The sequence below is a fragment of the Agromyces cucurbitae genome, from assembly GCF_058349945.1.
Genome location: NZ_JBYRES010000001.1, coordinates 1,362,521 through 1,388,640, shown reverse-complemented (window position 1 = coordinate 1,388,640; position 26,120 = coordinate 1,362,521). Strand labels below are relative to the sequence as shown.

Here is a 26,120-nt window from a genome sequence, read left to right as displayed (position 1 = left end):
GCTACATCGCCTTCGTGCCGTCGCTCATGATCGGCGTGATGAGTCCGAACAGGTTGCCGTCGGGGTCGTGGAGGTACGCGCCGCGGCCCACGCCCTCCATGTCTTCGGGCGGCAGCGCCTCGGTGCCGCCGAGCTCGATGCCCCGCGCGAACAGGGCGTCGACGTCGTCGACGCCGATCACGATGTTGCACCCGTTCACAGCCGCCCCGCGCTCGGGCGCCGGCCCCTGACGCTGCGTGAGCCCGCCGTTGATGCCGTTGCCCGGCTTGCCCTCGACGTTGCCGATGGAGCCCTCGCCCGTGTCGATCACCCAGTAGGGCGTATCGCCGAACTGCGTGAACCGCCAGCCGAGCAGCCGGGTGTAGAAGTCGACGAGCCGCTGCGGCTCGCTCGCGTGGATCTCGAAATGCACGACCAGGTTGGCCATCGCCAGTCCCCTCCTCGAGCGGCCGCGGCGTCGCGGCCGTCACCCGGCACACGCTACGCCGCGCCGGCGACATCCTCCACCGCCGCGATCAGGCGATCACGAGGCGCTCGCCCTTCACCGGAACGCGGAGGCGCCCGGCGGCGCCGCCGTACCCGAAGACGAGCTCGAGGCGCTCGAGCGTCTCGGAGAAGTGCGCCCACCCTTCGGCGTGGATCGGCACGATGAGGGCGTCGCCGAGCGCCTCGGCCGCTTCGAGCGCGGTGCGGGCGTTGAGCGTGACGTCGGTGTCGCCGAACCGGCCGGGGTTGGCCGCACCGGTGAACAGGACGGCGACGTCGATCGGGCCGACTCGATCGGCGATCTGCCGCACGAGGTCGACCGAGGCGTTGTCGCCCGACACGTAGACGACCGGCTCGCCGTCGGCGCGCAGCACGAAACCCGTGACGACGCCGCTCAGGGCCTCGGCGCCCTCGGGCCCGTGCAGGGCGGGCACGGCCATCACCTCGACGGGGCCGACGCGCACCGTCTGCCAGGGCTCGAGACCGGTCACGCCGGTGATGCGCTCGGCCGCGCCCGGCGTCGAGAGCACGGTGCCGACCGACTGGAGCAGGTCGCGGCCCGAGTGATCGAGGTTGTCGAAGTGCTGGTCGTGCGAGAGCAGCACGAGGTCGATGGGGCCGAGGTCGGCGGGCTGCACGGCCGGCCCGGTCAGCTTGTGCAGCACGATCGCACCGTCGTAGTCGCCGGGCTCGTCGAAGGTCGGATCGGTGAGCACCGAGAGTCCCGCGTAGCGCAGGTGCAGGGTCGGGCCGCCGACGAGGAGCACGTCGATGCCGCCCGCGGCGCCCGCCCCCGAGGTCGTGCCGGTGCCGGCGAGTGCGTCGTGCGTGCTGGTGCTGGTGAGGTTCGTCGTCATGTCCCCCATGCTGGCCGCCGGCGACGAGTGACGAAAGTGGCCCGCAGGTCACGGTTCGCTAAGATCAGGCCATGCAGTCGGTCGCGGTGCTCGCCTTCGACGGGATCAGCCCGTTCCACCTCTCGGTGCCCACGCTCGTCTTCGGCGGGGCGGGCCTCGACAGCGCCGCCCCGCAGTACGACGTGCGGGTGTGCGCCGAGCACCCGGGCGCGCTCGCCACGGCCGCGGGCTATCGCATCGTCGTCGACGACGGGCTCGAGGCGATGGCGCAGGCCGACATGGTCGTCATCCCGAGCTGGCGCGCCGGTCGCGAGCCGTCAGCCGCGGTGCTCGACGCCGTGCGTGCGGCGCACGAGCGGGGCGCCCGCGTCGTCGGACTCTGCCTCGGCTCGTTCGTGGTGGCGGCGAGCGGCATCGCCGACGGCCGCGAGGTCGCGACGCACTGGTCGGCGGCCGATCGCCTGTCCCGCGAGCATCCGCGGGTCGCGGTGCGCCGCGACATCCTCTGGTCGGACCTCGGCGACGTGGTCACGTCTGCGGGGGTCGCCGCGGCCCTCGACTGCTGCGTGCACCTCACGAGACGCGACCGCGGCAGCACGGTCGCCGCCGAGCTCGCCCGCGCACTCGTGCTGGCCCCGCACCGCAGCGGATCCCAGGCGCAGTACATCCCCGTGCCCGTCGCCGACCCGGCGGGCGACGATCCGATCGAGCGCGCGATGGTCTGGGCGCGCGCGAGCCTCGCCGATCACGTCGACCTCGACCGATGGGCGGCCGTCGCCCACATGTCGCGGCGCACCTTCACGAGGCGCTTCCGCGAGCGCACGGCGACGAGCCCGCAGCAGTGGCTGCTCGAGCAGCGCGTCGATCACGCACGACTGCTGCTCGAGCAGGGCGACGCGTCGATCGAGGCGGTCGCCGCACAGGCGGGCTTCGGCAGCGCCGTCACGCTGCGGCATCACTTCCAGCGACGGCTCGGGGTGAGTCCCGCGGCGCATCGCGCCGCGTTCCGCGGCCCGGTCGCCGCGGCCTGACGTTCGGCTACTCGGCGGGCTCGCGCCGTCGGTGGTAGTGCCGGTAGGCCTTGTCGCGATTGCCGCACATCTCCATCGAGCACCACCGGCGGGCGTGGTTGCGGCTCGTGTCGACGAAGAGCCAGCCGCAGCTCGGGCACTCCTTCACGCGGGCGAGCCGGTCGCCCGTGAGCTCGTCGACGGCCGACTCCGCGAACCGCGCGACGAGGGCATCGACGCTCCAGCGTTCGGGCCAGTCGCGCGAGACGGATGCTCCGTCCACGACGTATCCGTACGCCTCGAGGCCGCGCGCGTGTGCGGCGGCCACGGCGCGCACCGCGCCGGGGTCCGCGGGCTCCCCCGCGGCGATCGCGCCGAACACGCCGGCGATGGCGGTACGCAGCTCGGCGAGGCGACGATGGCCGCGCTCGTCGAGCGACGCCTCGAGCGGCAGCCCGAGCGAGTCGGCCCACGCCGCGGCCACCGCCGGCTCGGCGAGCCAGTCGGTCTTCTGGTCGCGGCCGGTGACCGAGTTCACGAGTTCGAGCGCGAGGGAGTTCGCGACGTGTTCGAAGTCCACCCTTCCATTGTCTCACCGGTTCAGCACGATTGACAGGTTATGCCTTCACGCGTAGCCTCACCGGTATGAGCACTTTCACTGGTGAGAGTCGGGCCAGGTCGTTCGGCTGGCTCTGGGCCGCAGCAGGTGCCGCCAACCTCGGCGACGGCGTGATGCTCACCGCGCTGCCGCTCATCGCACTCGCCGCCGGCGCGTCGCCGGGCGAGGTCGCACTCGTCGCCACGATCGCGACGATCGCCTGGCCGCTCTTCGGCCTGCACGCGGGGTGGATCGTCGACCGGGTCGCCGCACCGCGCCTGCTCGCGGGCGTCAACGCCGTCAGGGTGCTCGCCTTCGCGAGCCTCGCGGTCGTCGTCGTGCTCGACGGGCCCGTGGTCGGGGCGGTGCTGGTCGCGGCATTCGTCTTCGGCCTTGCCGAGACGCTCGTCGACACGTCGCTCGTCGCCGCTGTGCCGAGCATCGTGCCGGGCACCCGGCTGACGAGTGCGAACGCCCGGCTCGAGGCGACGGTGAACGTCGCGAACCAGCTGGTCGGCCCGCCCCTGGCCGGGCTGCTCGTCGGCGTCTCGTCGGCGCTGGCCGCAGTGACGGGCAGCGCGCTCTACGCGCTCGCCGGCCTCGCCGCGGTCGGGCTCGCTGCGGGATGGCGACGGGCACGAGCCGGCCTCACGGCGACGCCGGGCGGCGTCGCACCGACCGGCGCTCACAGCTCGGCCGGACGAGTGCGCGACGGCATCGCGTTCCTCTGGCGGCATCCGCTGCAGCGTTCGCTCACGGTGCTCACGGCGGCGATGAACCTCGTGTGGGGCATGTGGCTCGCCGTGTTCGTCGTGCACGCCGTCGCACCCGGGCCGCTCGGCCTGACGCCGGCCGGCTACGGCTGGCTGCTCACGGCGATGGCCGCCGGCGGCATCGCCGCATCGCTCGTGACCGCGGCGCTGCAGCGACGTCTCGGCGACGGCGTGCTGCTCTTCGCCGACTGCTTCGGCACGATCGCGCTCGTCGCGCCCTCGGCGTTCGGCGCACCGCTCTGGGTCGTCGCGGCCGGGGTCGTCGCGGCCGGCGCGGGGTCGAGCGTGTGGCGCATCGTCGTCGCGGTCATCCGGCAGCAGACGACGCCTGCCGACCTCATCGGGCGCGTGTACGCCGCGTCGCGCGTGATCAGCTGGGGCGCGCTGCCGCTCGGCTCGGCGCTCGCGGGCCTCGGTGCGACCGCGTTCGGGGTCGAGGCGGTGTTCCTCGCGGCGACGGCCATGGCCGTGATCGCGGCGGCCGGCTTCGTCGTGGCGTGGCGGGCGCACCTCGCCCGTCGGCCGGGCGCAGCGGCGGAGCATCCCTGATCGATGAGGCGTGCCGGGGGTTCCATCCCGCGCCGGATGAGCGAATGATGGGACGGTGCGGGACCCTCCCGCGAACCGCAACGATGACGAGCCGCGCGGCGGTGCCGCCCGGCACGCGAAGGAGTGGACCATGGGCATCATCGCCGCCGACCTGTTCGTCACGCTCGACGGGGTCTACCAGGCTCCCGGCGGGCCCGACGAGGACGCTTCGGACGGCTTCGCCTACGGCGGATGGCAGGCGCCGTACCTCGACGACGAGAACGGCGCCGACATCATGGCCGGCATCGATCGGCTCGACGCCCTGCTGCTCGGCCGCAAGACCTACGACATCTTCGCCGCCTACTGGCCGAAGCAGTCCGACGCGATCGGCGCCAAGTTCAACGCGGTGCCGAAGTTCGTCGTCTCGCGCACGCTCGACGACCCGACCTGGGCCGGCACGACGGTGATCGCCGACCCCGTCGGCGAGCTGCCCGCACTCAAGCAGCGGTTCAGCGAGATCCACACGATCGGCAGCGGCGACCTCCTGCAGACCCTGCTCGACGAGGACCTCGTCGACCGGTTGAACCTCTTCGTCTACCCGGTCGCGTTCGGCACCGGCAAGCGCGTCTTCCGCGACGGGGTGAAGCCCGCGGCGTTCACGCTCGCGCAGCCCGCGCGCACGTACGGGAGCGGGGCGGTCGGGCTCGTCTACGACCGCGCCGGCGTTCCTGTGACCGGCCTCACGATCGGCGAATGAGCCGAGCGGCGAACGGAGGGCGAACGTGGGTACGCGCGACGAGGGATTCGAACTGCTCGGGGAGATCACGCCCGAACTCCTCGCCGAGCCCGGCGTCGCGTTCGGCCGCATGTTCGGCTCGGAGGGGCTGTCGGTGCGGGGCAAGTTCTTCGCGTTCGTCTCGTCGCAGGGCGACCTCGTCGTCAAGCTCGATGCCGACCGCATCGAGGCGGCCGGGCTCGACAACATGGTGATGCGCGGGCGCCCGATGCGGGAGTGGGCCGTCATCCCCGTCGCCGAGGGCGTCGACCGGTGGCGTGAGGTCGCTCGCGAGGCCTACGCCTTCGTCGACTCGATCACGCCGCGCTGAGCCGTCAACCGTTCGGGTACAGGGGCAGCAGCCACGGCACCATGGTGATCGCCACGATCATCACGACCACGGCGAACGGCGTGCCGACGCGCAAGAAGTCGGCGAACCGGTAGCGGCCCGGCCCGAGCACGAGCGTGTTCACGGGCGACGACACGGGTGTCATGAACGCGGCCGAGGCCGCCAGCATGACGACCATGGCGAACGGGTACGGCGAGGCTCCCAGCTTCTCGGCCGTCGCGATCGCCACCGGGCCCATGAGCACCGCCGTCGCGGTGTTCGACACGAAGAGCCCGATCACCGCGGTCGTCACGAAGAGCCCCGCGAGCAGCACGGTGGGACTCCCCTCGCCGAGCAGGCCCGTCAGGGCGTCCACCGCGAGGTCGATGCCGCCCGTGCGCTCGAGGGCGAGAGCGAACGGCAGCATCCCGACGATCAGCAGCAGCGTCGGCCAGTGGATCGAACGGTACGCGCTCGGCATGTCGATGCAGCCGAACAGGCCCATCATGAGGCACGCGATGAGCGCGGCGATCACGTTCGGCACGAGCCCCGTGACCATGAGCACGACCATGACCACGACGCTGAGCAGCGCGAACGGCGCGCGATTCGCCGCGGGCGCCTGCTCGCGCACCTCCGCGGGCAGTTCGAGCGCGACGAAGTCGGCGCTTCGCGAGGTGAGCCGCTTGACGTCGCCCCACGCCCCGACGACGAGCAGGGTGTCGCCGAGGCGCACGCGCTCGGCGGCGAGCGAGCCCGGCAGCGCCTCGGCACCGCGCCGGAGGCCGATCACGTCGACCCGGTACAGCTCGCGCGTGCGCAGTTCGCCGACCGTTCGCCCGAGCGCGCCCGAGTTCGGCGGCGGCATCACCTCCCCGAGGCCGACCTCACGCGAACGCTCGGCGAGGAACCCGTCGTCGAGGGGCAGGGCGCGCAGGTGCAGGCGGCGCAGCTCCACCGGGAGCTCGTCGCGACGCTCGAAGACGTCGACGAGCAGCACGTCGCCCCGGGCGAGCGGCGCCGACGCCCCGGTCGCCGTCACCTGGAGCGTGCGCTGCAGCCACCGGCGGCGCTCGACGGCGACGACGCGCATGCCATGCCGAAGCAGGTCGAGGTCGGCCGGACTCCGTCCGATGAGCGGCGATCCTCGCACGACCTGCACGCGCCGATCACGGTCGGCGAGCCCGTAGTCGCGCATCAGGTGGCCGTAGGTGCGGTCGTCGCCGGCCGAGTCGTCGGCCGTGTCGGCACCGAGGAACCGGCGCGCCACGAGCATGTAGCCGATGCCGAGGGCCAGCACCACGAGACCGAACGGGGTGACCGAGAAGAACCCGAACCCGGCCTCGCCCGCGCGCACGAGCTCGGCGTCGATCACGAGGTTCGGCGCGGTCGCGATGAGCGTCAGCATGCCGCTGATGAGCGCGGCGACGCTCAGCGGCATCATGAGCTGCCGCGGCGAGACGCCGAGTCGCCCCGCGATGCTCAGCACCACCGGGATGAAGATCGCGACGACCCCGGTCGAGCTCATGAACGCGCCGAGCAGCGCGACGCTCAGCATGAGCAGCACGATGAGCCGGGTGCTGCTCGTGCCGGCCCTCGCCGACAACCAGTCGCCCAGCCGGTAGGTGAGCCCCGTGCGCGACAGCCCCTCGCCGATGACGAAGAGCGCGGCGATCAGCACGACGTTCGGGTCGGAGAACCCCGACAGCGTCTCGGGCACCGTCAGCACCCCGGTGAGCGGAAGGGCGACCAGGAGGCCCACCGCGACGACGTCCATGCGCGGACGGTTGATCGCGAACATCACGATCGACGCGACGAGCAGGGTGAGCACAACCAGCAGTTGCCAGTTCACGCTGCCACAGTATCGGCCGGGCGGCAGGCCGTCACCCGCGCAGCAGCCCCCGCAGGGTCTGGATCGTGTCGGCGTCAGCCGGCCGCTTGTCGTCGCGGTAGCCCTTGACCCTTGCGAAGCGCAGGGCGATGCCGCCGGGGTAGCGGCTCGACCGCTGCACGCCGTCGATCGCGATCTCGACGACGGTGATCGGCTCGACCCAGACGGTGTGCGCGGTTCGCCGCACCTCGATCTCGGGGAAGCGCTCGGTCTGCCAGCGCAGCAGCTCGTCGGTGAGCCCCTTGAACGTCTTGCCGACCATCACGAAGCCGCCGGGCTCGCCGAACTCGCCGACCGGGTCGAGCGCCCCGAGGTGCAGGTTCGAGAGCCAGCCGGCGCGCCGCCCCGAGCCCCACTCGCATGCGAGCACGACGAGGTCGTACGTGTGCACGGGCTTGACCTTGACCCAGCTCGAGCCGCGTCGGCCGGCCGCGTAGGCCGACCCGATCGCCTTGACGACGACCCCCTCCTGCCCCGCGGCGAGCGCCTCGGCCGAGACGCGCTCGGCGACCTCGGGGTCGGCCGTCACCTCGCCCGGGATGCGATGCGCGGGCGCGATGCGCTCGAGCTCGGCGAGCCTCGTCGCGAGCGGCTCGTCGAGCAGGTCGCGCCCGTCGACGTGCAGCACGTCGAAGAACCACGGATGCAGCACGGTCTCGCGGGCGTGCTCGGCGCCGAACCGCGACATCGTCTCTTGGAAGGGTCGCGGCGCCCCCGCCTCGTCGAGCGAGAGGGTCTCGCCGTCGAGGATCACGTCGCGCACCGGCAGGCCGCGCACCACCTCGACGACCTCGGGCAGGCGGTGGGTGACGTCGGCGAGGTTGCGGGTGAACACCCGCACGTCGTCGCCGCTGCGGTGCACCTGGATTCGCGCCCCGTCGAGCTTGTATTCGACGGATGCCTCGCCCGTGAGCTCGATCGCGGCCGTCGGCGTCGCCGCCGTCGCGGCGAGCATCGGCAGCACGGGCCGCCCGACGACGAGCCCGACCGCCTCGAGCTCGTCGGCGGTGCCGGTGAGCGCGAGCCGCGCAGTCTCGCCGAGGTCGCCCGAGAGCATGGCGGCCCGGCGCACGGCGTCGCCCGGCCGGTCGGCCGCCCGGGCGACCGCGTCGGTCAGCACGCCCTCGAGGGCGCCCGTGCGCATCTCGCCGAGCAGCACGCCGCCGAGGAAGTGCTGCTCGCGGTCGGTCGCCCGGCCCAGCAGCTCGGTGAGCTCGCGCGCGCGGCCTGCTGACGAACCGGCGCCGCCGGCCCCGGCGAGTCGGTCGAGTGCGGCGTCGAGGTCGTCGACCGTGAGCGAGGGCTCGGTCGCGGCGGGCGTCGCCTCGACGGCGGCCGCGAGCCCGCGCCAGCCGACCCCGACGCGGCCCTGCCGCGGCTTGCCGACGAGGAAGCCGACGGCCGGCGCGATCTCGTCGGGCTCGAGCCGGCGCAGCAGCTCGGCGAGCGCGTCGACCTTGGCGAGGCGCGAACGGGTCGACGCGACGGCGTCGGAGGTGGTGACGAGCTCTTCGAGCAGCACGCGCCCAGTCTGGCACCAGCCGCCGACATGCCACTCGCCGGTCGAGGAGGCGCGCAGCGCCGTATCGAGACCACGAGTGACTCGGGGCAGTGGTGGTCTCGATACGCGCTGCGCGCTACTCGACCGACCGGAAACGTACCCTTGAGGCATGACCTCCGTGCTCGCCGCCGTCGACTGGCGCGATCGCGCCGCGGCGCACGCCGAGCGGGCCGACGCCCTCACGGCCGGTCATCGCGCCCGCGCGGCCGCGCGCGAGAAGCACCCGATCGAGGACTTCCTGTTCACGTACTACTCGTACTCGCCGAGCCTGCTGCGGCGCTGGCACCCCGGGCCGGGCGTCGAGCTCGACGAGGCCGCCGGCACCGAGCGCGCGGGCTGGCGCTGGTACGCGCCGGGCGCGGCATCCCGATCGCTCATCGTCGACGTCGACGCGATGACGGCTGAGAAGGGTCCGATGCTCGCGACGGTCGAGCGCATGCTGCGGCTCACGGCGAAGCGCGCCGGCGCCTTCGGCTGCTTCGGGCTGCACGAGTGGGCCATGGTGTACCGCCAGCGCGAGCACCGCCACCCCGTGCCGCTGCGGCTCGGCCAGGCCGCCACCGACGAGGTCGTCGAGGCGCACGAGCTGCGCTGCACGCACATCGACGCGTTCCGGTTCTTCACGCCCGACGCGGTGCCGCGCAACCGCTTCGAGCCGACGCGCGAGTCGCAGCCCGAGCTCGAGCAGCCCGGCTGCCTGCACGCCAACATGGACGTCTACAAGTGGGCGGTGAAGCTCGGCCCGCTCGTGCCGGGCGAGCTGCTGCTCGACGCGTTCGAGCTGGCCCGCGACATCCGGTACCTCGACATGCAGGCGTCGCCCTACGACATGGAGCCGTGGGGCGGCGAGCCCGTGCGCATCGAGACGCCCGACGGCAAGGCCGAGTACGTGCGCCGCCAGCGCGGGTTCGCCGAGCGCGCGAACGGCCTGCGCCGCAGCATCCTGGATGCCGCGTTCGCGACCGTTGCCCCGGGGTAGGCCCCGCGCTCAGGGCACCTGGTAGCCGGCCGCGCGGAAGAGCTCGTACCATTCGGGCCGCGTGAGCGGCACGGCCGAGCCCGCGGCCGCGTCGGCGACGCGCGACGGGTTCGTCGTGCCGAGCACGACCTGCATGTTCGCGGGGTGCCGGGTGATCCATGCGGTCGCGATCGCGATGGGCGTCACGTCGTACTTCTCGGCGAGCCGGTCGATCGCGGCGTTGAGGTCGGGGTAGTCGGCCGAGCCGAGGAACACGCCGTTGAAGAAACCCGCCTGCAGTGGCGACCACGCCTGGATCGTGATGCCGTTCATGCGGCAGTAGTCGACCACTCCCCCGTCGAGCATCGTCGACTGCCAGAACCCCTGCATGTTCGCCGAGATGCCCTGGGCGATGATCGGCGCGTGCGTGATCGACAGCTGCAGCTGGTTCGCGACGATCGGCTGGCGCACCGACCGGCGCAGCAGTTCGATCTGGCTCGGCGTGTGGTTCGAGACGCCGAAGGCGCGCACCTTTCCGGATGCCTCGAGCTCGTCGAACGCGCGGGCGACCTCGTCGGGCTCGACGAGGGCGTCGGGCCGGTGCAGCAGCAGGATGTCGAGGTAGTCGGTCTGCAGCGCCTCGAGCGAGCCCTCGACCGACTCGATGATGTGCTCGTACGAGAAGTCGAAGTACGGGCCGTCCTTCACGATGCCGCACTTCGTCTGCAGGGTGACCTGCTCGCGCTCGGACGGGCTCAGCCGCATCGCCTCGGCGAAGCGGCGCTCGCACGCGTGGAGCGTCTCTCCGTAGATGTCGGCGTGATCGAAGAAGTCGATGCCAGCGTCGCGGGCGGTGCCGATGAGGGTGCGCACCTCGTCGTCGCCGAGCTGCTCGATGCGCATGAGTCCGAGCACGACGTTGGGTGCGGCGATGCCGCCGAGATCGATGGTCTTCACCGATGCAGGCTATCGGTCGGCCACCCACTCGTCGAACGTCTGGTGCGCGCGCACCGCATCGGGCCCGGGCAGGGTCGCCCCCGATCGCATGGCGGCGAACTGCTTGCCCGGCAGCGACACGGCCAGCACCGGGCCCGTCTTGCCCTCGGCACGGGCGAGCTTGCGGATCATCTCCTCGAGCTTCTCCTCGCGCGGGCCGGCGAGATCGGCGACGCGACCCGCCGGTGCGCCTTCGGCGAGCGCGACGAGCCGTTCCCCGACCTCGCGCGCGGCGACCGGTGCGGTGCGCACCTTCGGCGCGAGGTGGAGCCCCGCGAACGACATGCCCTCGAGCATCTGCCCGGCGAACTCGTGGAACTGCATGGCGCGCTGGATCGTCCACGGCACCTCGCCCTGTTCGACGACGCGCTCCTGTGCGAGCTTCGCGGCGTAGTAGCCGTACGGCGCGCGGTCGATGCCGACGATCGAGACGAGCACGTGGTGGGCGACCCCGGCTGCGGCCTCGGCGGCGAGGAGGTTGCGCGACCCGGTCGTGAAGAACGCCTCGGCCTTCTTCGCGTCGAGGGTGGTCAGGTTGCTCGTGTCGATGACCGCGTCGACGCCCTGCAGCGCTTCGGCGAGCCCCTCGCCCGTGATCACGTCCACCCCGGCCGAGCGAGTGAGCACGACGACCTCGTGCCCGCGCTCGCGGGCGACGTCGACGACGTGTCGTCCGACGGTGCCGGTTCCTCCGGCGACGGCGATCTTCATGATGGGCTCCTCTGCGGTCGGGCCGCGCGTGCGGCGGCGGTCGGGGCATCCGTCTCTCGCCCCTTCACCATTCCGACGACGCAGCCCGTCACGATGTGAGGTGCCCGCACGCCGTTCGCGTGCGAGGCTGGGTCCATGCCCGATGCCCCCGTCGCACCGCCCGACGCGCGCGATGCCGAGGTCGAGGCCGAGCGCCCCGCGCTCGTCGGCCTGGCGTACCGCATGCTGGGCACGGTCGCCGACGCCGAAGACGCCGTGCAGGACGGCTTCGCCCGCTGGTACCGGATGCCTCGTGCCGAGCGCGACGCGATCGAGCGGCCCGGCGGGTGGCTCATGCGCGCCGTCGGACGCATCTGCCTCGACGAGCTCGGATCCGCGCGTCATCGGCGCGAGCAGTACGTCGGCGAGTGGCTGCCCGAGCCCCTGCCGACGGCCGACGCGGCGCGCTTCGCGGTGCGAGCCGCCGACGACCCCCTCGATCGCGCGATGCTCGACGAGTCGGTCTCGACGGCGCTGCTCGTGGTGCTCGAGTCGCTGACCCCGGCCGAGCGCGTCGCGTTCGTGCTGCACGAGGTGTTCGCGATGCCGTTCGCCGAGGTCGCCGAGGTCGTCGGGCGCACGCCCGCCGCGTGCCGCCAGCTCGCCGCCTCGGCCCGTCGGCACGTGCGCGAGCGCCGCGACGGCGTCGTCAGCCGGGAACGGCACGACGAGGTCGTGCGGGCGTTCGTCGCCGCCGCAGGCACGGGCCGGCTCGACGCGCTGCTGTCGCTGCTCGACCCCGACGTCGTGCTCGTCTCCGACGGCGGCGGACTCGTCTCGGCGACGCGGCGCCCCGTGCTCGGCCCCGATCACGTCGCCCGGTTCATCGCCGGCATCCTCACGCAGCGGGGCCCGGCGCTCGAGTGGTCGCTGCACGAGACCGCCGACGGGCTCACGCTCGCGTTCGGCGAGCGCGGCGTCGTCGACACGGTCGCGCTCGTCGAGGTGCGCGGGCGCGACGGTGCGGGCGACGACTCGGCCGGCGATCGCCCGCGCATCGCCCGCGCCTGGGTGATGCGCAACCCCGAGAAGCTGCGACGGTGGAACGCCGTCGCGCCGAGCACGCCGCCCCGGTCGTGAGCGGCATGGAACTCGAGTTCACGGGCGAGCTGTGGTTCTGGCGGGGGCCGGCGCCCTGGCACTTCGTGACCGTGCCCGCCGACGCGTGCGACGCACTCGCGGCGATCGCCCCGCTCGTGAGCTACGGGTGGGGCATGGTGCCCGCGACCGTGCGCATCGGCGGCAGCGAGTGGCCGACGGCGCTCTGGCCGAAGGACGGCGGCTACATCGTGCCGGTCAAGGCGTGGGTGCGCGCGGCCGAGTCGCTCGAGGTGGGCGATCCCGTCGAGGTGCGGCTCGCGGTCGCAGGGCCCTGAGCTCTGTGGTGCGGCCACCGCGATCGCGGCATCCGCCACGGTTTCGGAGGGATTCGGGCGAATTGCTCCGAATCTGCGGTGGTCTCCGAAACCGTGGCGTACCGAAGTGTTCAGGCGTCGGCGGTCGCGGCGACCGGGACCCACGCGAAGCCGTCGGGATCGGCGTATGCGCCGTCGCCGCTCGCGATGACGAGGCGGTGCGAGCCGGTTCCCTCCTCGGGCACGCCCGCGTCCTTCGCGAGGGCGCGTCGCTTGTAGAGTCCGAGACCGATCGGGCTGCCGGGCGTCTCGAAGTCGACGTAGCTGCCGAAGCTCTTGCCGACCGAGAAACCGTGCTCGACGTAGAAGCGCTTGCTCGCGGGAACGTCGTCGACGCCGAGCAGCAGCACGAGTCGCTCGAAGTCGCGACGGACCGGCTCGGTGTCCTTCTTGGCCGAGGTCGCGAACTTCCAGATCGCGCCGTCGGGTGCTTGCACCGAAGCGCCGACGCCCCAGAGCGACCTGGCGACGGGCTTCAGCACGGTGGCTCCGGCGGCGACGGCCGTGTCGAACAGTGCCTGCACGTTGCCGGGCTGCGCGACGACGAGCGACAGCGTGTACCCGCGGAAGCCGGTCGACGGCTCGGTGGCGAGCCGGGTGCGCAGACGGCCGTCGAGGCCGAGCGCGTCGGTGTAGAAGCGGTCGGCGGCAGCGGGGTCGTCGACGTCGATGGTGATGGATTCGATGGTTGACATGTCGATCACGCTACGAGCGGGGCAGGCACGGGCGCTTCTCGAATCCTGACCGATGCTCGCGTCGATTCTGGCAACGCAAACATGTTTACGTTGACATTTCGAATGGCGCGCCCATAGCATGGCGACCGCCAGGCGTCGCCGCGAGTGCAGCCCGACCCCGTGACGACGCGGAGAGAAACGAACAGGGAGGTTCGAATGCATCGTCGCATCGCGACGCTCGCGGTCGCCGTGGTCACCGCGGCACTCGCCGTCTCGACCGTCGTCCCCGCGCACGCGGAGACCGAGTCGGCACCCATCGCCCAGCTCACCGGGCCGCAGCTCGCGGCCTCGTGGACAGCGCCGCTGAGCACGAGGGGCCGGTACATCGTCGACGCCGACGGCGACCGGTTCAAGCTCGAGTCGGCCAACTGGGACGGCGCACAGGGCCACTGGAACGGCAGCGGCGACAAGAACGACCCGGCCAACCACAACAGCGGCATGAGCTACGACATCCCCATGGGGCTCGACCGCGTGCCGATGGCGACGCTCATGAGCGACTTCCACGGGCTCGGGCTCAACAGCATCCGGCTGTCGTACTCGAACGAGATGCTCGGGATGACGGCGCCAGTGCCCGACGTCGCGGTGACGGCGAACCCCCAGCTGAAGGGCAAGACGCCGCTGCAGGTCTTCGACGCGGTCGTCGCGGCGCTCACGGCCGACGGCTTCGCCGTCATCCTCAACGACCACACCACCACCTCGCGCTGGTGCTGCGGAACCAACGACGGCAACGAGCGGTGGAACAGCAGCCAGACCACCGAGAAGTGGATCAGCGACTGGGTGATGCTGACCGAGCGCTACGAGGACAACCCCCGCGTCGTCGGCATGGACCTGCGCAACGAGGTGCGGCGCGACATCCTGAACGACGCGAACTGGGGCTGGGGCGACGCCCACGACCTCTATCAGGCCTACCAGCGGGCCGGCATCGCCATCCAGCAGGCGAACCCCGACGTGCTCGTCATCATGGAGGGCATCAACTGGCAGGGCATCCCGACCGACCTGACCTTCCACGACCGCCCGCACCTCAAGCCCGTCGCGAACCTCTCGAACGCTCTCCCGTACCCCGACAAGCTCGTCTACTCCGCGCACATCTACGCCTACACCGGGCCGAAGCACACGGGCGCGACGGGCCTCGGTGAGACCACCGACCCCCGCTACCGCGACCTCACCCAGAGCGAACTCGTCGACGAGGTGGACAGGGCCGCCGCCTACGTCACCACGGCAGGCCAGCACTACACCGCGCCCGTGTGGTTCAGCGAGTTCGGCATCGGCCACGCCGCCGACACCGGCGCGCTCGACAAGGCCTGGTGGACGAACTTCACCGACATCCTCGCGGCCAACGACAGCGACTTCGCGGCGTGGCCGCTCGTCGCCCAGGCGGACGCCGCGGGCAAATTCGCCGACGGCTATGCGCTGCTCGCCTACAAGCCCGACGGCACGAAACTCAGCATCGCCGACGACTGGCGTTACCCGCAGTGGACGAAGCTCGTGAACGCGAACGGCAAGACCGGCCCCGTGGCATCCGTGACCCGCTGGAACATGATCGGCAGCGGCAGCTTCGTCGACAGCCAGTCGTCCCTGCGCATGTTGCAGGCGGGTGACTGGTCGCCCGGTCAGTGGAAGGGCACCTGTCCCGACAGCCAGCGACTGCAGGGCATCGCACGGGGCACCAACCGCGGCCTCTGCACCGACGTCGGGGGCATCGCCACCTCGAACCCGCGCGTGCAGAGCGGTCAGGGCAACATCACGAACGACTGGGCCTCCGGCTATGACAAGCTGCAGTGCAACCCCGGCGAGGTCGCGGTCGGCTACAGCCTGGGCACCGGCGGCGGCACCAAGGCCGCGATGTGGAACCTCGTCTGCGCGACGAGCACCACGGCGCTGCCGGCGAGCCAGGGCCGCCTGATCTGGTTCGACCACGGCGACAACCGCCCGGCCGGCGGCGGCTCGACCGCGAGCGACTGGGCGCCCGGCAACTACAAGGGCCAGTGCAAGGACACCGAGTACATCGCCGGCGTGGCCTTCACGTATCGCTGGATGCACGGCGGCGTGCCCGACGCGCTGCTCTGCAAGCCGCTGAGCTGAGCGGCGCAGAGCAACAGGGGCCGGTGTGCGACGCGCACCGGCCCCTTCGTCGTGTTCGCCGGGTCAGCCGTGACGGTCGTCGGACGCCCGGTCGTGAGCACTGAGCGCGCTCGCAGCGAGACGTACGATGTCCCCCTGCGGTTCGATGAGGAACGTCGACACGTCGGTGGAGCGGACGAACTCGGCGCCGACGGCGCACCAGTCGATCGGCGCGGGCTCGACCCCGCCTTCCATCGCAGCGACGAGGCCGTCGAAGAACCGGGCCCAGCGGCCCTTGTAATAGCCGCCGACGAGCCCCTGCCACTCGCGGTTCGCGTAGTCGTTGAGCCCCGCACGCACGGCGTTGCACTCGCCCCAGGTCGTGATGATCGATCGCACGTCGAACTCGAATCGATCCGCGTCGGCGACGTCGTCCGCCGCAGCACGCGCATCGGCGATCCATCGGCCGAGCAGCATCAGCGGTCGAGTGCCGACGATCTCATCGAGCAGGTCCATGTTCCCGAGCCACTCGGCCGCGAGGCGTCGGAATCGCGGAGCATCCCGTGCGACGACGGCACTGCGCAACCTCGGCAGGAGCACCCTGGAGGTGTTCGAGACGACCTGGCGGGCGACATCCATCAGGTCGTACCGGTAGGTCTCGCGATCGCCGACGGCGGGGGCGGCCGCCAGCAGCCGTCCGAGCGCCTCCGCGAAGCGCCCCACGTCGTAGGTCAGCGTCGGCGGCGACCACGTCGCCGCGAACGCCGCGTCGAGCGAGGGGGTCGCGCCGAACAGTCCGTCGTGCGCCTCGCTGAACACCGTGTTGTCCGGCAGCGTGTAGGCCGTCTCGGCCAGCAGTCGCCACGCCGCCTTCAGGTCGGGGTCGTCGCGACCGTAGCGACGGCGCGTCCAGTCGTCGAACCAGCCGCCGAGGTCGGGCACGCCGCCGCGCCAGGCGAGCCCGGCGAAGAACTCGAGGGCGACCGGATTGTTGAGCCCGCCTTCCGGCATCGCGGCGATGCCGTTCATCATGCTCGCTCGGTCCCCACGCCACTCGTCGTAGCGTCGGTTCCAGGTCGCGATCTCGGCACCCATCGTCGTGTGGCCGCCGAAGTTCCAGATCGTCCCGAAGGCGTGCGGAACGTCACGCCAGGCGGCGTGCGGCCCACTCGCGTCGTCGAACCGGTCGGACAGGCCGTCGACGATGAAGCTGGTCCGCCGATCGAGCGCCGCCGCCACCTCGCTCGAGGGATTCCCCTCCCACGCGAGCAGGATCCACCGGGCTCCGGGGTTGGCGGCCTGCAGGGCGTGCTCGATCGCGCGGACGGCGCCGGCGACGTCGACGTCGCCCCGGCGCCCGCCCTCGTGCAGCACGTCCATCTTGTACGCGCCGGCCGCACCCAGCACGCTCGCCGATGCCTCGTAGAACGCGGCCGCGACGCGTGGAAAGGCCGGGGAGTTCGGGTCGAGCCAGCCGGGGCGTTCGTATCCCACCCAGTCGCCCTGCGGCTCGACGCGCGCGTCGACGTTGCGCGTCGAGAAGTCCGCGGGCACGGTGCCGAAGTACCCCGGCAGCACCGGAGTCATCCCGAGCTCCCGCAGCCGGTCGGCGATCCTGCGCCCGAGCGCCGCCCGTCGTGCGAGCAGCGAGGGGGTCATGCCCGACGGGAACCCCGCCATGTTCTGGAGCAGCCACCACGGCTGATGCGCGGGCAGCGGGATCCAGGCGAGCAGCTCCTCGGACGAGTATCCGAACCGCTGCAGCATCTCGGCATACACGGCCTCGGTTCCGACGGGGACGTACACCTCGTTGAACCCGAGCGCGGCGAGCTCGTCGAGCTGTCGCTGCCAGTCGTCCCAGGTGCGGTACGGCCCGGTGTAGCCGTCCTCCGTGTCGTTGCCGTAGTACCGGTGGGCGACGTTCGCGGACGCCGCGATCGGCGCGGTCGGCGGGGGCAGCGGCATCCCCGGTTCGACGTTGTGCCCGTTCCACGAGATGGACCGGCCGATCTGCGCCAGGTAGGCGGTGGCGGCGGTCACTGCCGTGGCGGGGCTCGTCGCCGAGATCGTGATGCGCCCGCCGATCGAGTCGACGACGTAGCGGTCGCCCGACCCGAGCGGCACCCGCACGAGGTCGAACGCGTTCGCGCTCTCGCCGAGCAGACGTTCGAGGGCGCCGCGCGCCGCGTCGAACCCGGGCGGTGTCTCGGGCACGGATGCCGTGGCGTCCGGCTGGTCGCCTCGCGTCATCGGCGGGGCGCCGTCAGGCCGTCATGGCGCAGCCGGTAGACCATCGTGTCGAACGCCGCGACCTCGGCCGAGACGGATGCCGCGGGCAGACGCCGCTCACCGCCGCTCCAGGCATCGCGCGCCACGGCCGAGACCCACTCCGGCGGCAGGCCGAGCAGTTCGAACGACGCGGTGATGCGCATCGGCGCGGCGGTCTCGTTGAACAGTGCGACCGCGACCTCGCCGCCCGCGAGCTCGCGCACCCAGACCTGCCCCGACTCGCCGTCGGCGACCCGGCGAGCCTGGCGTCCGAGGGCGTCCTGGTCGATCGCGACGAGCTCGGCGTTGACGAGCACCGCGACGAATTCGTCGGGCAGCGCCGCGACGTTCGTGCCGAGGAAGAGCGGCGCCGCGAGCATGCACCACATCGCGAAGTGCGAGCGGTTCTGGGCGAGGGTGAGCGCGCCATTGCCGAACTGCAGCATGTCGGGGTCGTTCCAGGCCCCGGGGCGTGCGAACTCGCCGAGCCCGGCCTGCTGGTCGATGATCGACACGATCGACGGCCACGTGGCGTCGATGTCGGCCGTCGTGCGCCAGAGGTTGGCGATCGGCGGCGCCCAGCGCCACGGCTCGCCCTCGCCGTACTCCGAGATCGCGTACACGATGGGCCGGCGCAGCCGGGCGAGCTCGCCGTGCATGAGCGCGAACGCCTCGGGCCGGCTGTAGGGCGTGGTCTCCTCGGCGCGGCACCAGTCGTATTTCAGGTAGTCGACGCCCCACTCGGCGAAGGTCTCGGCGTCGAGTCGCTCGTGGCCGTAGCTGCCCAGCCCGAGGCCGGGGTAGTCGTCGTAGTAATTCGCGCAGGTCTGCGCACCGGGCACCGCGTAGATGCCGAAGCGCAGCCCGAGCTCGTGCACCTGCGCCGCGAGCGCCGGGATGCCCGAGGGGAATCGCGCCGGATCGGCGACCAGCCGGCCCGACTCGTCGCGGCCGCCCTGCCAGCAGTCGTCGACGACGACGTAGCGGTAGCCGGCGTCGGCCAGCCCCCGCTCGACGAGGGCTGACGCCGCCTCGAGCACGACCCGTTCGGTGAGTCCCTCGCAACGCACCTGGTTCCAGCTGTTCCAGCCCATCGGCGGGGTGAGGGCGAGGGCGCCGGGCGCCCGCTCGTCGGTCATTCGGCCGTCTCCGTCGCGTCCGGCGCCGCGAGCGGCGCCAGCCGCGCCTCCTGCAGTACCGTGCCGGCGAGGTCGCGCATCGTGAGCACGAGCTCGTCGGCGTTCGCCTCGCCGTCGATCCACGCAGCCGCCTCGTCGCTCGTCACGTCGGCATCGGGCCCGCCGCCGATGAGTTGCGCGTAGGGGAACTCCTCGGTCGCCGGCATCCAGGTCTGGTAGTGCGTGTGCCCCGAGACGACGACCTGGGCGCCCCATTCGACGAGCGCATCGTGCCAGGCATCCCGGCTCATCCTGCTGAACCAGTCGTAGCCCTCGTCGTCGTAGTCGACGACGCGCTCATCGATCCAGCGCAGCGGGATGTGGCAGAACACGACCCGGTACGGGGCATCCCTGAGCTCGGGACGAGCGGTGACCTCGCGCAGCCAGTCCGCCTGTTCGGCGCGCAGCGGTTCGAAGGCGACGCGCCCCTCGAACGTCGGGTGGGCGTCGGGCTTGTCCTCGCCCGTGTGCAGCACGATGCAGGCGACCGGCCCGATGCGGAACGCGGTGAACGGCCGCCCCTCGGGCGTCGCCACGAAGTCCTCGAGCTGGTACGCCCAGGTTCCGCGCACATCGTGGTTGCCCACCACGATCGCGAGGGGGCGCCCCGCACTGACGTCGAGGCCGGCCGGGTTCAGCACCGTCGAGGTGAACCACGACGGATCCTTCCAGTCGTTGCAGAGGTCGCCGTTCCAGACGAGCACGTCGACCTCGGGGGTCGCCTCGTGCAGGGCCCGCAGCGTGTCGTCCTCCTGGTGGGTGTCGTTCCACACGGCGAAGCGCGCTCGGTCGGATGCCGCATCGAGGGTGCGCACGGGCTTCCAGTCGCTCTCGTGGCGCTCGTTCGGCGCCGCGACCGCCTCGGTGACCGAGCGCACCCGCAGCGAGGTGCCCGCAGGCCGGCCGGCGATGCGCACGCGCAGCACCCGGTCGCCCTGCGGCACCATGCCGAACGCGTCGGCGGTCACCGTGCCCCGCGTGCCGTCGGCCGCCTCCCACTCGACCCGACCCCGGCTGAGCCGGCTCACGCCCCAGACGACCTCGAACCCGTCGGCACGCGGCGCCATCACGACGGGCGGACTGGTCACGAGCGGCTCGGTCATCGAACGCCCCCGAGGTCGAGGGTGAACCGGAATCGCAGGTCGTCGTCGAACCACATCGTGAAGTTCGTGCCCCACATGTTGTTGTGCAGGTTCACGTGGAGGCCGTCGTCCGGGTCGGGCACCGCGTTGTCGAACCGGTACAGCGCGGGGCCGCCGACCGCGACGAGTGCCGCGTCGAGCGGGCGCAGCGAGAAGGTCCGCTCTGCGGTGTGCGTCACCTCGGCGACGGCGTGCAGGTTGCGGTTGCCGTTCCGCACGACCTGCTGCGGGTCGACGGGCGTGTCGATCTTCGTGAGCCGCCAGTCGCCGGGCTCGGTGCGCGGGCGGAAGCCGAGCCAGCCCGCCTCGGGCAGCCGGGAGGCGTCCTTGTCGCGGAGGTCGAGTGTGATCGTGATCGGCCCGGCTACGGCCGGGAACCGGTAGGCGAGCCGGATGTCGCGGGGCCCGCCCCAGTTCTCGCAGGCCGCCGCGGGCAGGCCGAGCCGCAGCACGACGGCCGTCGCGTCGGCATGATCGAAACGCTCGGCCGCCTCGACGCGCGGCGCGAACGTCGTCGCCGGCAGGGTCTCGGCGATCGCGAGCCCGGGCTTCGACTGGTCGGGAACCGCCCAGAACGCGTGCTCGTCGAGGTCGCGGCAGTACTCTCGCACCCATCGGGCCTCGTCGCGCTCGTCGAACGTCTCGTAGCGATAGGCGGCGAGCGGATGGTCGGAACCCGCCCAGTCGGTGCCGTCGGCGTCGACGAGGGAGACGAGTGCGCCGTCGGTGCCGAAGCGCACCCGGTAGGCGCCGACGACGTGCTCGCCCGCAGGGTCGATCGGAACCGCCGCCGCGCCCGCGCCGTCGTGGTCGGCGGGCCGGGTCTCGGCGATCGCCGCCTCAGCCTCAGCGCGTCGCTCGGGCGAGAGGGCCGCGAGCGCCCGGTCGAGATGGGCCCGCTGCTCGGCCCATGATGCCTCGAACGCCGAGTAGCGCAGCCCGTGCGTGCTCGGGTGCTCGGTGTACGCCCAGGCGTACTCGTCGAACTCGGCGGGGTTCGACGCGGGGTCGATCACGTCGGCTGCACGGGCGCGCCGGAAGTCGGCCTTCTCGTAGTTCACGTAGTCGGGCAGGTGGGTCTTCAGGTCCTCGCCCCAGGTGTGCTCGGGCACGAGCAGCAGGCCGTCGCCGAACGCGTCGCACTCCTCCGTACCCGGGACGAGTGCGCCGGCGGCCACCCATTCGGCACGCAGCCGCAGCAGAGCGCGCAGCCGGGCGGTCTGCACCGGGTCGCTTGCGACGCCGTGGATCCACGAGTCGCCGATCTCCTGCTCGAGCACCGGCAGGCTCTCGCGCACCGCGACGGCTCCGGCGCTGAACGCCTCGAGCGTCGAGGCGACCACTCGGGCATCCGGGTACTCCGTCTGGAGGCGGGCGAAGAGCTCCTCGACGTCCTCGACCGGGGGCGGGCCGAAGTTGTCCCCGGTGTGCGCGAGGTGCAGCGCATCGGTGCCGCCCGGCACGACCGCGAGCCCGAGATCGGTCGCCCCGTAGCTGCGGGCGTAGTTGACGACGACCTCGCTGCCGTCGGGTGCGCGCCAGACGAAGAACTCGGGCACCTCGGGCACGGCCGAGGCGCCGTTGACGCCGAGGTGCAGGTACTCGATGCCGGCGCGCGCCAGGAACGGCACGAGACCGACGGTGTGGCCCGGGACGTCGGTCATCTTCGCGGCGGTCGTGCGGTGGCCGAACCGGGCGTCGAGCTTGCGGCCGATCGCGATGGCGTGCTCGACGAGGCCCGCGTCCATGAGCTCGGTGTGGGTGGTCAGGGGCAGCGCGTGCCAGGTGACGTGGCCCGCACGGATCGCCCGCTCGAGCGCATCCTGCTCATCCGCGCGGCCGAGGCGGAGCGCCTCGTGGATCAGCCACGAGCCGGTCGTCCAGACGAATCGGGCGGGGCCGCCGCGCCGTTCGAGCTCCTCTGCGAGGGCGATCGCGCGCGGGAGGTACTCGTGCACGTAGCGATCGGTGACGTTCGCGGCGGTGTCGGTGAAGCCGAGGTCGAGGTGGGTCTTGAAGACGACGTGGATCGTGCGGACGTCCTGGATCGTGCGGACGTCGGGGGTGGGGGTCATGCGGTCATCCAAACTGCGGTGTCGGGTTCGAGGATACGGGCGGTGAGCGGGTCGCTGGCGAGGAGGACCTCGCCGGGCGGCAGCGGCACAGGGACGCCGCCGGTGTTCGCGAGCACGGTGATGTCGCCGTTGCGGAAGGCGACGACGTGCGGCGGGTGGTCGTCGATCCAGTCGAGGTCACCGGCGCCGAGCGCGTGCGTTCGACGGGCCACGAGCGCCCGTCGGTACAGGTTCAGTGTCGAGCCGGGGTCGACCCGCTGGCGATCCCGGGCGAGCCGTCTCCAGGCGGTCGGCTGGGGCAGCCACGACGCGGAGCCCGGCCCGAATCCGTACGACGGCGCCTCGGCCTCCCACGGGATGGGCACGCGGCACCCGTCGCGGCCGTACTGCGCACCGCCGGTGCGGAAGAAGGTCGGGTCCTGCCGTGCCGCACCGGGGATCTCGGTCGCCTCGGGCAGGCCGAGCTCCTCGCCCTGGTAGAGGTACGCCGAGCCGGGCAGGGCGAGCATGAGCAGCGCGAGCGCCCGTGCCCGAGGCAGCGCGTCCGCGTACTCGGGGACGCCCGGGGAGGTCGGCCCGAGGCCGCCCTCCCGCTGCGCGGACGTCATCGAGAGCCTGGTCGCGGGCCGGATCGAGTCGTGGTTCGATGCGACCCAGGTCGCCGGGGCGCCGACCGACGGATACGCCGCGAGGGCCTCGTCGATCGCGCGGCGAAGCGCCGCGGCATCCCAGACGTCGAAGAGGTCGTTGAACGCCTGGTGCATCTCGTCGGGCCGCACCCAGTCGGCCCGGCGGATGAGCGGCTTGATCCAGGCCTCGGCGACGAGGACGCGATCACCCGGGTACTCATCGACGATCGCGCGCCAGTCGCGGAAGACGTCGTGCACCTCGGGCTGGCCGTCGAAGGGCGCGAATCCATCGGCTTCCGGGTGGTGGTCGGGCAGGCCCTCCGCCTTGACGAGGCTGCTCGCCACATCGACGCGGAAGCCGTCGAGACCACGGTCGAGCCAGAACCGCAGGATGCGGCGGAACTCGTCGCGCACGTCGTCGTTCCTCCAGTCGAAGTCGGGCTGGGACGAGTCGAACAGGTGCAGGTACCACTGGCCGAGGGCGCCGTCGGCCTCGACGACGCGGCTCCAGGCGGGGCCGCCGAATTCCGACTGCCAGTTGTTGGGCGGCTCGTCGCCACCGGGCCCGCGCCCGTCCCGGAAGAGGTAACGGGCACGCTCGGGACTGTCCGGGCCAGCGGCCAGGGCGGCCTGGAACCAGGGGTGCCGGTCGGAGGAGTGGTTGGGCACCAGATCGGCGATGACACGGACGCCTCGGGCGTGCGCCGCGGCGACGAGCGAGTCGAAATCGGCGAGCGTGCCGAACAGCGGGTCGACGTCGCAGTAGTCGGCGACGTCGTACCCGGCGTCCTTCTGGGGCGACGTGTAGAACGGCGAGAGCCAGACGGCGTCGATGCCGAGTTCGACGAGCGCGTCGAGCCGAGCGGTGACGCCCGGCAGGTCGCCGATGCCGTCACCGTCGGAGTCGGCGAACGAGCGCGGGTACACCTGGTAGAACACTGCCGAGCGCCACCATTCGTCGCCGGCGGATCGACCGGGAGGCGGTAGCCCGGCCCCCGCCTCCTGCACCGTGCCGTTCGACATCGGGCCCTCCTCTTCGAAGACGATCCTCGCGCCCGGCCATGGGCCCGAGGATTTCTGTTTGCGTAAACATGATCCTCCCGTATACTCCACTGGGAACGCAAACATTCACGAAGGAGTGCGATCGCGCATGACGAAGACGTCACCCGCCCGAGGTGCGAGAGCAGGCCGCCGATGACCGCGGTGCACGCGAAGGCGGAGCCGCCCGCGGGCGTCTCGTATGCGACGTACGCGAGCCGTGTCGCACCCGGCTCGGACGCGTCGAGGACGAGCCGGCGACGGACGCGGCGCGACTGGGCCGGCTGGTGGTTCGTCGGGCCGTTCATGCTCGTGTTCGCACTCGTGCTCATCGCCCCGCTGGCCTACGCGATCTTCCTCAGCCTCTTCCGGGAGACCCTCGTCGGAGGGAACCACTTCGTCGGGCTCGAGAACTACGCCCTCGCCCTCACCGACCCGAAGTTCTGGGACGCGACGATCCGGGTCACGATCTTCCTCTGCGTGCAGGTGCCGATCATGCTCGGGCTCGCGCTCTTCGTGGCCCTCGCGCTCGACAGTGCGCGCCTGCGGTTCGTGCCGCTGTACCGGCTCAGCATCTTCCTGCCGTACGCCGTTCCGGGCGTCGTCGCCGTCATGATCTGGGGCTACATGTACGGCTCGCAGTTCGGGCTCGTCGCCGACCTCGAGCACTGGCTCGGCATCTCACTGCCCGCCCCGCTCTCCGAGAGCTACATCATGCCGGCGATCGGCAACATCGTGACCTGGGAGTTCGTCGGCTACAACATGCTGATCTTCTTCTCGGCGCTGAAGGCCGTGCCGCAGGAGCTCTACGAGGCGGCCGAGATCGACGGCGCGGGCGCCTTCCGCACGATCTTCGCGATCAAGATCCCCTCGATCCGCGGCGCAATCCTCGTCGCGACGATCTTCTCGATCATCGGCAGCTTCCAGCTGTTCAACGAACCGGCCGTGCTGCAGTCGATCGCACCGAACCTCATCACGAGCTACTTCACGCCGAACCTCTACGCGTTCAACCTGTCGTTCGCCGGCCAGCAGTTCAACTACGCCGCGGCGATCGCGATCGTCTCGGGCCTCATCACGATGGTCGTCGCGTACTTCGCGCAGTCGACGGGCAACAAGCAGGAGAAGCGCTGATGACCACCGAATCGATCACCACCGCCGGTCGTCGTCCGAGCCGTCTCGCGAGCGGGCGCCTCCCCTTCGCCGGCCGCGCGGCCGCGCGCCGCAGCCCCCGCAACCGCCGCGCCTCGATCACCCTGACGGCGCTCATGTTGCTCATGCTGCTCTACTGCGTCGTGCCGCTGTTCTGGCTCGTCATCAACGCGACCAAGAGCCGTTCCGACCTCTACGACACGTTCGCACTCTGGTTCGCGCCCGACTTCGCGCTCGTCGACAACATCGTCGAGGTATTCACCTACAACGACGGCGAGTTCGCCCGCTGGTTCGCGAACACGCTGCTCTACGTCGTCGTCGGCGCGGGCGGCGCGACCCTGCTCGCGACCCTCGCCGGATACGGACTCGCGAAGTACCGCTTCCCCGGCCGGCGCGCCGTGTTCGCCATCATCCTCGGCGCACTCGCCATCCCCGGCTCGGTGCTCGCCGTGCCGCAGTTCCTCATGTTCAGCGGGCTCGGCCTCACGAACACGCCCTGGGCGGTCATCATCCCCTCGCTCGTGAGCGCCTTCGGGCTCTACCTCGTGTGGGTGTATGCGGCCGAGGCGATTCCCGACGAGCTGCTCGAAGCGGCGCGCCTCGACGGTGCGGGCGAACTGCGCATCTTCTTCTCGATCTCGCTGCGCCAGCTCGCGCCGGCGCTGATCACCGTGCTCATGTTCGCGGTCGTCGCGACCTGGAACAACTACTTCCTCCCGCTGATCATGCTGAGCGACCCCGAGTGGTACCCGCTCACGGTCGGCCTCAACCAATGGGCGTCGGCGTCGACCTCGGTCGGCACCGTGCCCATCCCGAACCTGGTGATCACCGGATCGTTGCTCACCGTCCTTCCGATCTCCGCGGCATTCCTCTACCTCCAGCGCTACTGGCAGTCGGGGCTCACCGCGGGGAGCGTGAAATAG

23 protein-coding genes are annotated in these 26,120 nt (G+C 71.8%); 10 read left to right on the top strand and 13 right to left on the bottom strand.

All coding sequences use genetic code 11. The annotated features are described in order from the left end of the window. Position 1: 1 nt before the first annotated feature. Positions 2–427 (bottom strand): VOC family protein, encoded by a 426-nt coding sequence (locus AC3RJ6_RS06425; RefSeq protein WP_491426090.1) that lies wholly within the window; start codon positions 425–427, stop codon positions 2–4. Between the two features lie 88 nt (positions 428–515). Next, the gene (locus AC3RJ6_RS06420) at positions 516–1,343 is read right to left on the bottom strand and encodes an MBL fold metallo-hydrolase (RefSeq protein WP_491426089.1); all 828 of its coding nucleotides are present in this window, start codon (positions 1,341–1,343) and stop codon (positions 516–518) included. 71 nt (positions 1,344–1,414) lie between these two features. Between AC3RJ6_RS06420 and AC3RJ6_RS06415 the strand changes: the two genes are divergently transcribed. Continuing rightward, entirely contained in the window at positions 1,415–2,374 is a 960-nt protein-coding gene (locus AC3RJ6_RS06415) for a GlxA family transcriptional regulator (protein WP_491426088.1), read from the top strand. 7 nt (positions 2,375–2,381) lie between these two features. On the opposite strand, the gene AC3RJ6_RS06410 is transcribed toward AC3RJ6_RS06415, so the two are convergent. Next, the gene (locus tag AC3RJ6_RS06410; protein WP_491426087.1) at positions 2,382–2,933 is read right to left on the bottom strand and encodes a CGNR zinc finger domain-containing protein; all 552 of its coding nucleotides are present in this window, start codon (positions 2,931–2,933) and stop codon (positions 2,382–2,384) included. A gap of 65 nt (positions 2,934–2,998) precedes the next feature. Between AC3RJ6_RS06410 and AC3RJ6_RS06405 the strand changes: the two genes are divergently transcribed. The 3 genes from AC3RJ6_RS06405 to AC3RJ6_RS06395 all read left to right on the top strand — a co-directional run bounded on the left by AC3RJ6_RS06405 (position 2,999) and on the right by AC3RJ6_RS06395 (position 5,358). Then, positions 2,999–4,273: an MFS transporter gene (locus tag AC3RJ6_RS06405; RefSeq protein WP_491426086.1), complete on the top strand. Its 1,275-nt coding sequence runs from the start codon at positions 2,999–3,001 to the stop codon at positions 4,271–4,273. Positions 4,274–4,403: 130 nt separating this feature from the next. After that, positions 4,404–5,009 (top strand): dihydrofolate reductase family protein, encoded by a 606-nt coding sequence (locus AC3RJ6_RS06400; protein ID WP_491426237.1) that lies wholly within the window; start codon positions 4,404–4,406, stop codon positions 5,007–5,009. A gap of 25 nt (positions 5,010–5,034) precedes the next feature. After that, complete coding sequence (locus tag AC3RJ6_RS06395) at positions 5,035–5,358, top strand: hypothetical protein (protein ID WP_491426085.1); 324 nt, start codon at positions 5,035–5,037, stop codon at positions 5,356–5,358. A 4-nt stretch (positions 5,359–5,362) separates the two neighbouring features. Here AC3RJ6_RS06395 and AC3RJ6_RS06390 read toward each other — a convergent pair whose 3' ends face one another. Then, on the bottom strand, positions 5,363–7,204 hold the full coding sequence (locus AC3RJ6_RS06390) for an SLC13 family permease (protein ID WP_491426083.1): 1,842 nt from the start codon (positions 7,202–7,204) through the stop codon (positions 5,363–5,365). A 31-nt stretch (positions 7,205–7,235) separates the two neighbouring features. Next, positions 7,236–8,765, bottom strand: coding sequence for an ATP-dependent DNA ligase (locus AC3RJ6_RS06385; protein ID WP_491426082.1), 1,530 nt, complete (start codon positions 8,763–8,765; stop codon positions 7,236–7,238). A gap of 148 nt (positions 8,766–8,913) precedes the next feature. Here AC3RJ6_RS06385 and AC3RJ6_RS06380 point away from each other — a divergent pair, with 148 nt between their 5' ends. Next, positions 8,914–9,783 carry a 3-methyladenine DNA glycosylase gene (locus AC3RJ6_RS06380; protein ID WP_491426081.1) on the top strand — a complete coding sequence of 290 codons (870 nt, stop codon included), beginning with the start codon at positions 8,914–8,916 and terminating at the stop codon, positions 9,781–9,783. 9 nt (positions 9,784–9,792) lie between these two features. On the opposite strand, the gene AC3RJ6_RS06375 is transcribed toward AC3RJ6_RS06380, so the two are convergent. Both AC3RJ6_RS06375 and AC3RJ6_RS06370 read right to left on the bottom strand, forming a co-directional pair. Then, on the bottom strand, positions 9,793–10,719 hold the full coding sequence (locus AC3RJ6_RS06375) for an aldo/keto reductase (protein ID WP_491426080.1): 927 nt from the start codon (positions 10,717–10,719) through the stop codon (positions 9,793–9,795). A 9-nt stretch (positions 10,720–10,728) separates the two neighbouring features. Next, positions 10,729–11,469 carry an SDR family oxidoreductase gene (locus AC3RJ6_RS06370; RefSeq protein WP_491426079.1) on the bottom strand — a complete coding sequence of 247 codons (741 nt, stop codon included), beginning with the start codon at positions 11,467–11,469 and terminating at the stop codon, positions 10,729–10,731. 135 nt (positions 11,470–11,604) lie between these two features. Between AC3RJ6_RS06370 and sigJ the strand changes: the two genes are divergently transcribed. Next, positions 11,605–12,588 carry an RNA polymerase sigma factor SigJ gene (gene sigJ / locus AC3RJ6_RS06365; RefSeq protein WP_491426078.1) on the top strand — a complete coding sequence of 328 codons (984 nt, stop codon included), beginning with the start codon at positions 11,605–11,607 and terminating at the stop codon, positions 12,586–12,588. Next, a complete protein-coding gene (locus AC3RJ6_RS06360) occupies positions 12,549–12,884 on the top strand; it encodes a DUF1905 domain-containing protein (protein WP_491426077.1) in 336 nt (111 codons plus the stop codon). Before sigJ ends, AC3RJ6_RS06360 begins: the two co-directional genes overlap by 40 nt. Before the next feature lie 110 nt (positions 12,885–12,994). Here the strand turns inward: AC3RJ6_RS06360 and AC3RJ6_RS06355 are convergent, their stop codons facing one another. Then, on the bottom strand, positions 12,995–13,618 hold the full coding sequence (locus AC3RJ6_RS06355) for a VOC family protein (RefSeq protein ID WP_491426076.1): 624 nt from the start codon (positions 13,616–13,618) through the stop codon (positions 12,995–12,997). A gap of 195 nt (positions 13,619–13,813) precedes the next feature. On the opposite strand from AC3RJ6_RS06355, the gene AC3RJ6_RS06350 reads away from it, so the two are divergent. Further along, positions 13,814–15,739, top strand: coding sequence for a glycoside hydrolase family 5 protein (locus AC3RJ6_RS06350; RefSeq protein ID WP_491426075.1), 1,926 nt, complete (start codon positions 13,814–13,816; stop codon positions 15,737–15,739). Positions 15,740–15,802: 63 nt separating this feature from the next. Here AC3RJ6_RS06350 and AC3RJ6_RS06345 read toward each other — a convergent pair whose 3' ends face one another. From AC3RJ6_RS06345 to AC3RJ6_RS06325, 5 genes are read right to left on the bottom strand one after another with little or no spacing between them, the layout of a single operon-like run. After that, positions 15,803–17,968 carry an alpha-N-acetylglucosaminidase gene (locus AC3RJ6_RS06345; protein ID WP_491426073.1) on the bottom strand — a complete coding sequence of 722 codons (2,166 nt, stop codon included), beginning with the start codon at positions 17,966–17,968 and terminating at the stop codon, positions 15,803–15,805. Beyond that, positions 17,965–19,125 carry a glycoside hydrolase family 27 protein gene (locus AC3RJ6_RS06340; protein ID WP_491426072.1) on the bottom strand — a complete coding sequence of 387 codons (1,161 nt, stop codon included), beginning with the start codon at positions 19,123–19,125 and terminating at the stop codon, positions 17,965–17,967. The genes AC3RJ6_RS06345 and AC3RJ6_RS06340 overlap by 4 nt, the downstream gene beginning before the upstream one ends. Further along, positions 19,122–20,267 carry a metallophosphoesterase family protein gene (locus tag AC3RJ6_RS06335; protein WP_491426071.1) on the bottom strand — a complete coding sequence of 382 codons (1,146 nt, stop codon included), beginning with the start codon at positions 20,265–20,267 and terminating at the stop codon, positions 19,122–19,124. Before AC3RJ6_RS06335 ends, AC3RJ6_RS06340 begins: the two co-directional genes overlap by 4 nt. Continuing rightward, entirely contained in the window at positions 20,264–22,381 is a 2,118-nt protein-coding gene (locus tag AC3RJ6_RS06330; protein ID WP_491426070.1) for a DUF5054 domain-containing protein, read from the bottom strand. Before AC3RJ6_RS06330 ends, AC3RJ6_RS06335 begins: the two co-directional genes overlap by 4 nt. Then, positions 22,378–24,033, bottom strand: a complete 1,656-nt coding sequence (locus AC3RJ6_RS06325) for a glycoside hydrolase family 13 protein (RefSeq protein ID WP_491426069.1) — start codon at positions 24,031–24,033, stop codon at positions 22,378–22,380. The genes AC3RJ6_RS06330 and AC3RJ6_RS06325 overlap by 4 nt, the downstream gene beginning before the upstream one ends. Positions 24,034–24,354: 321 nt before the next feature. Here AC3RJ6_RS06325 and AC3RJ6_RS06320 point away from each other — a divergent pair, with 321 nt between their 5' ends. Together AC3RJ6_RS06320 and AC3RJ6_RS06315 are read left to right on the top strand one after the other, a co-directional pair. Then, positions 24,355–25,179 (top strand): carbohydrate ABC transporter permease, encoded by an 825-nt coding sequence (locus AC3RJ6_RS06320; RefSeq protein WP_491426236.1) that lies wholly within the window; start codon positions 24,355–24,357, stop codon positions 25,177–25,179. Continuing rightward, positions 25,179–26,120, top strand: coding sequence for a carbohydrate ABC transporter permease (locus AC3RJ6_RS06315; protein ID WP_491426068.1), 942 nt, complete (start codon positions 25,179–25,181; stop codon positions 26,118–26,120). Before AC3RJ6_RS06320 ends, AC3RJ6_RS06315 begins: the two co-directional genes overlap by 1 nt.

Excerpts from the sequence above, each read along its gene's own strand:
- AC3RJ6_RS06425 (WP_491426090.1), bottom strand. The coding sequence starts at position 427 with ATGGCCAACCTGGTCGTGCATTTCGAGATCCACGCGAGCGAGCCGCAG.
- AC3RJ6_RS06420 (WP_491426089.1), bottom strand. The coding sequence starts at position 1,343 with ATGACGACGAACCTCACCAGCACCAGCACGCACGACGCACTCGCCGGC.
- AC3RJ6_RS06415 (WP_491426088.1), top strand. The coding sequence starts at position 1,415 with ATGCAGTCGGTCGCGGTGCTCGCCTTCGACGGGATCAGCCCGTTCCAC.
- AC3RJ6_RS06405 (WP_491426086.1), top strand. The coding sequence starts at position 2,999 with ATGAGCACTTTCACTGGTGAGAGTCGGGCCAGGTCGTTCGGCTGGCTC.
- AC3RJ6_RS06400 (WP_491426237.1), top strand. The coding sequence starts at position 4,404 with ATGGGCATCATCGCCGCCGACCTGTTCGTCACGCTCGACGGGGTCTAC.
- AC3RJ6_RS06380 (WP_491426081.1), top strand. The coding sequence starts at position 8,914 with ATGACCTCCGTGCTCGCCGCCGTCGACTGGCGCGATCGCGCCGCGGCG.
- AC3RJ6_RS06370 (WP_491426079.1), bottom strand. The coding sequence starts at position 11,469 with ATGAAGATCGCCGTCGCCGGAGGAACCGGCACCGTCGGACGACACGTC.
- sigJ (WP_491426078.1), top strand. The coding sequence starts at position 11,605 with ATGCCCGATGCCCCCGTCGCACCGCCCGACGCGCGCGATGCCGAGGTC.
- AC3RJ6_RS06355 (WP_491426076.1), bottom strand. The coding sequence starts at position 13,618 with ATGTCAACCATCGAATCCATCACCATCGACGTCGACGACCCCGCTGCC.
- AC3RJ6_RS06350 (WP_491426075.1), top strand. The coding sequence starts at position 13,814 with ATGCATCGTCGCATCGCGACGCTCGCGGTCGCCGTGGTCACCGCGGCA.
- AC3RJ6_RS06345 (WP_491426073.1), bottom strand. The coding sequence starts at position 17,968 with ATGACGCGAGGCGACCAGCCGGACGCCACGGCATCCGTGCCCGAGACA.
- AC3RJ6_RS06340 (WP_491426072.1), bottom strand. The coding sequence starts at position 19,125 with ATGACCGACGAGCGGGCGCCCGGCGCCCTCGCCCTCACCCCGCCGATG.
- AC3RJ6_RS06335 (WP_491426071.1), bottom strand. The coding sequence starts at position 20,267 with ATGACCGAGCCGCTCGTGACCAGTCCGCCCGTCGTGATGGCGCCGCGT.
- AC3RJ6_RS06330 (WP_491426070.1), bottom strand. The coding sequence starts at position 22,381 with ATGACCCCCACCCCCGACGTCCGCACGATCCAGGACGTCCGCACGATC.
- AC3RJ6_RS06325 (WP_491426069.1), bottom strand. The coding sequence starts at position 24,033 with ATGTCGAACGGCACGGTGCAGGAGGCGGGGGCCGGGCTACCGCCTCCC.
- AC3RJ6_RS06320 (WP_491426236.1), top strand. The coding sequence starts at position 24,355 with ATGCTCGTGTTCGCACTCGTGCTCATCGCCCCGCTGGCCTACGCGATC.
- AC3RJ6_RS06315 (WP_491426068.1), top strand. The coding sequence starts at position 25,179 with ATGACCACCGAATCGATCACCACCGCCGGTCGTCGTCCGAGCCGTCTC.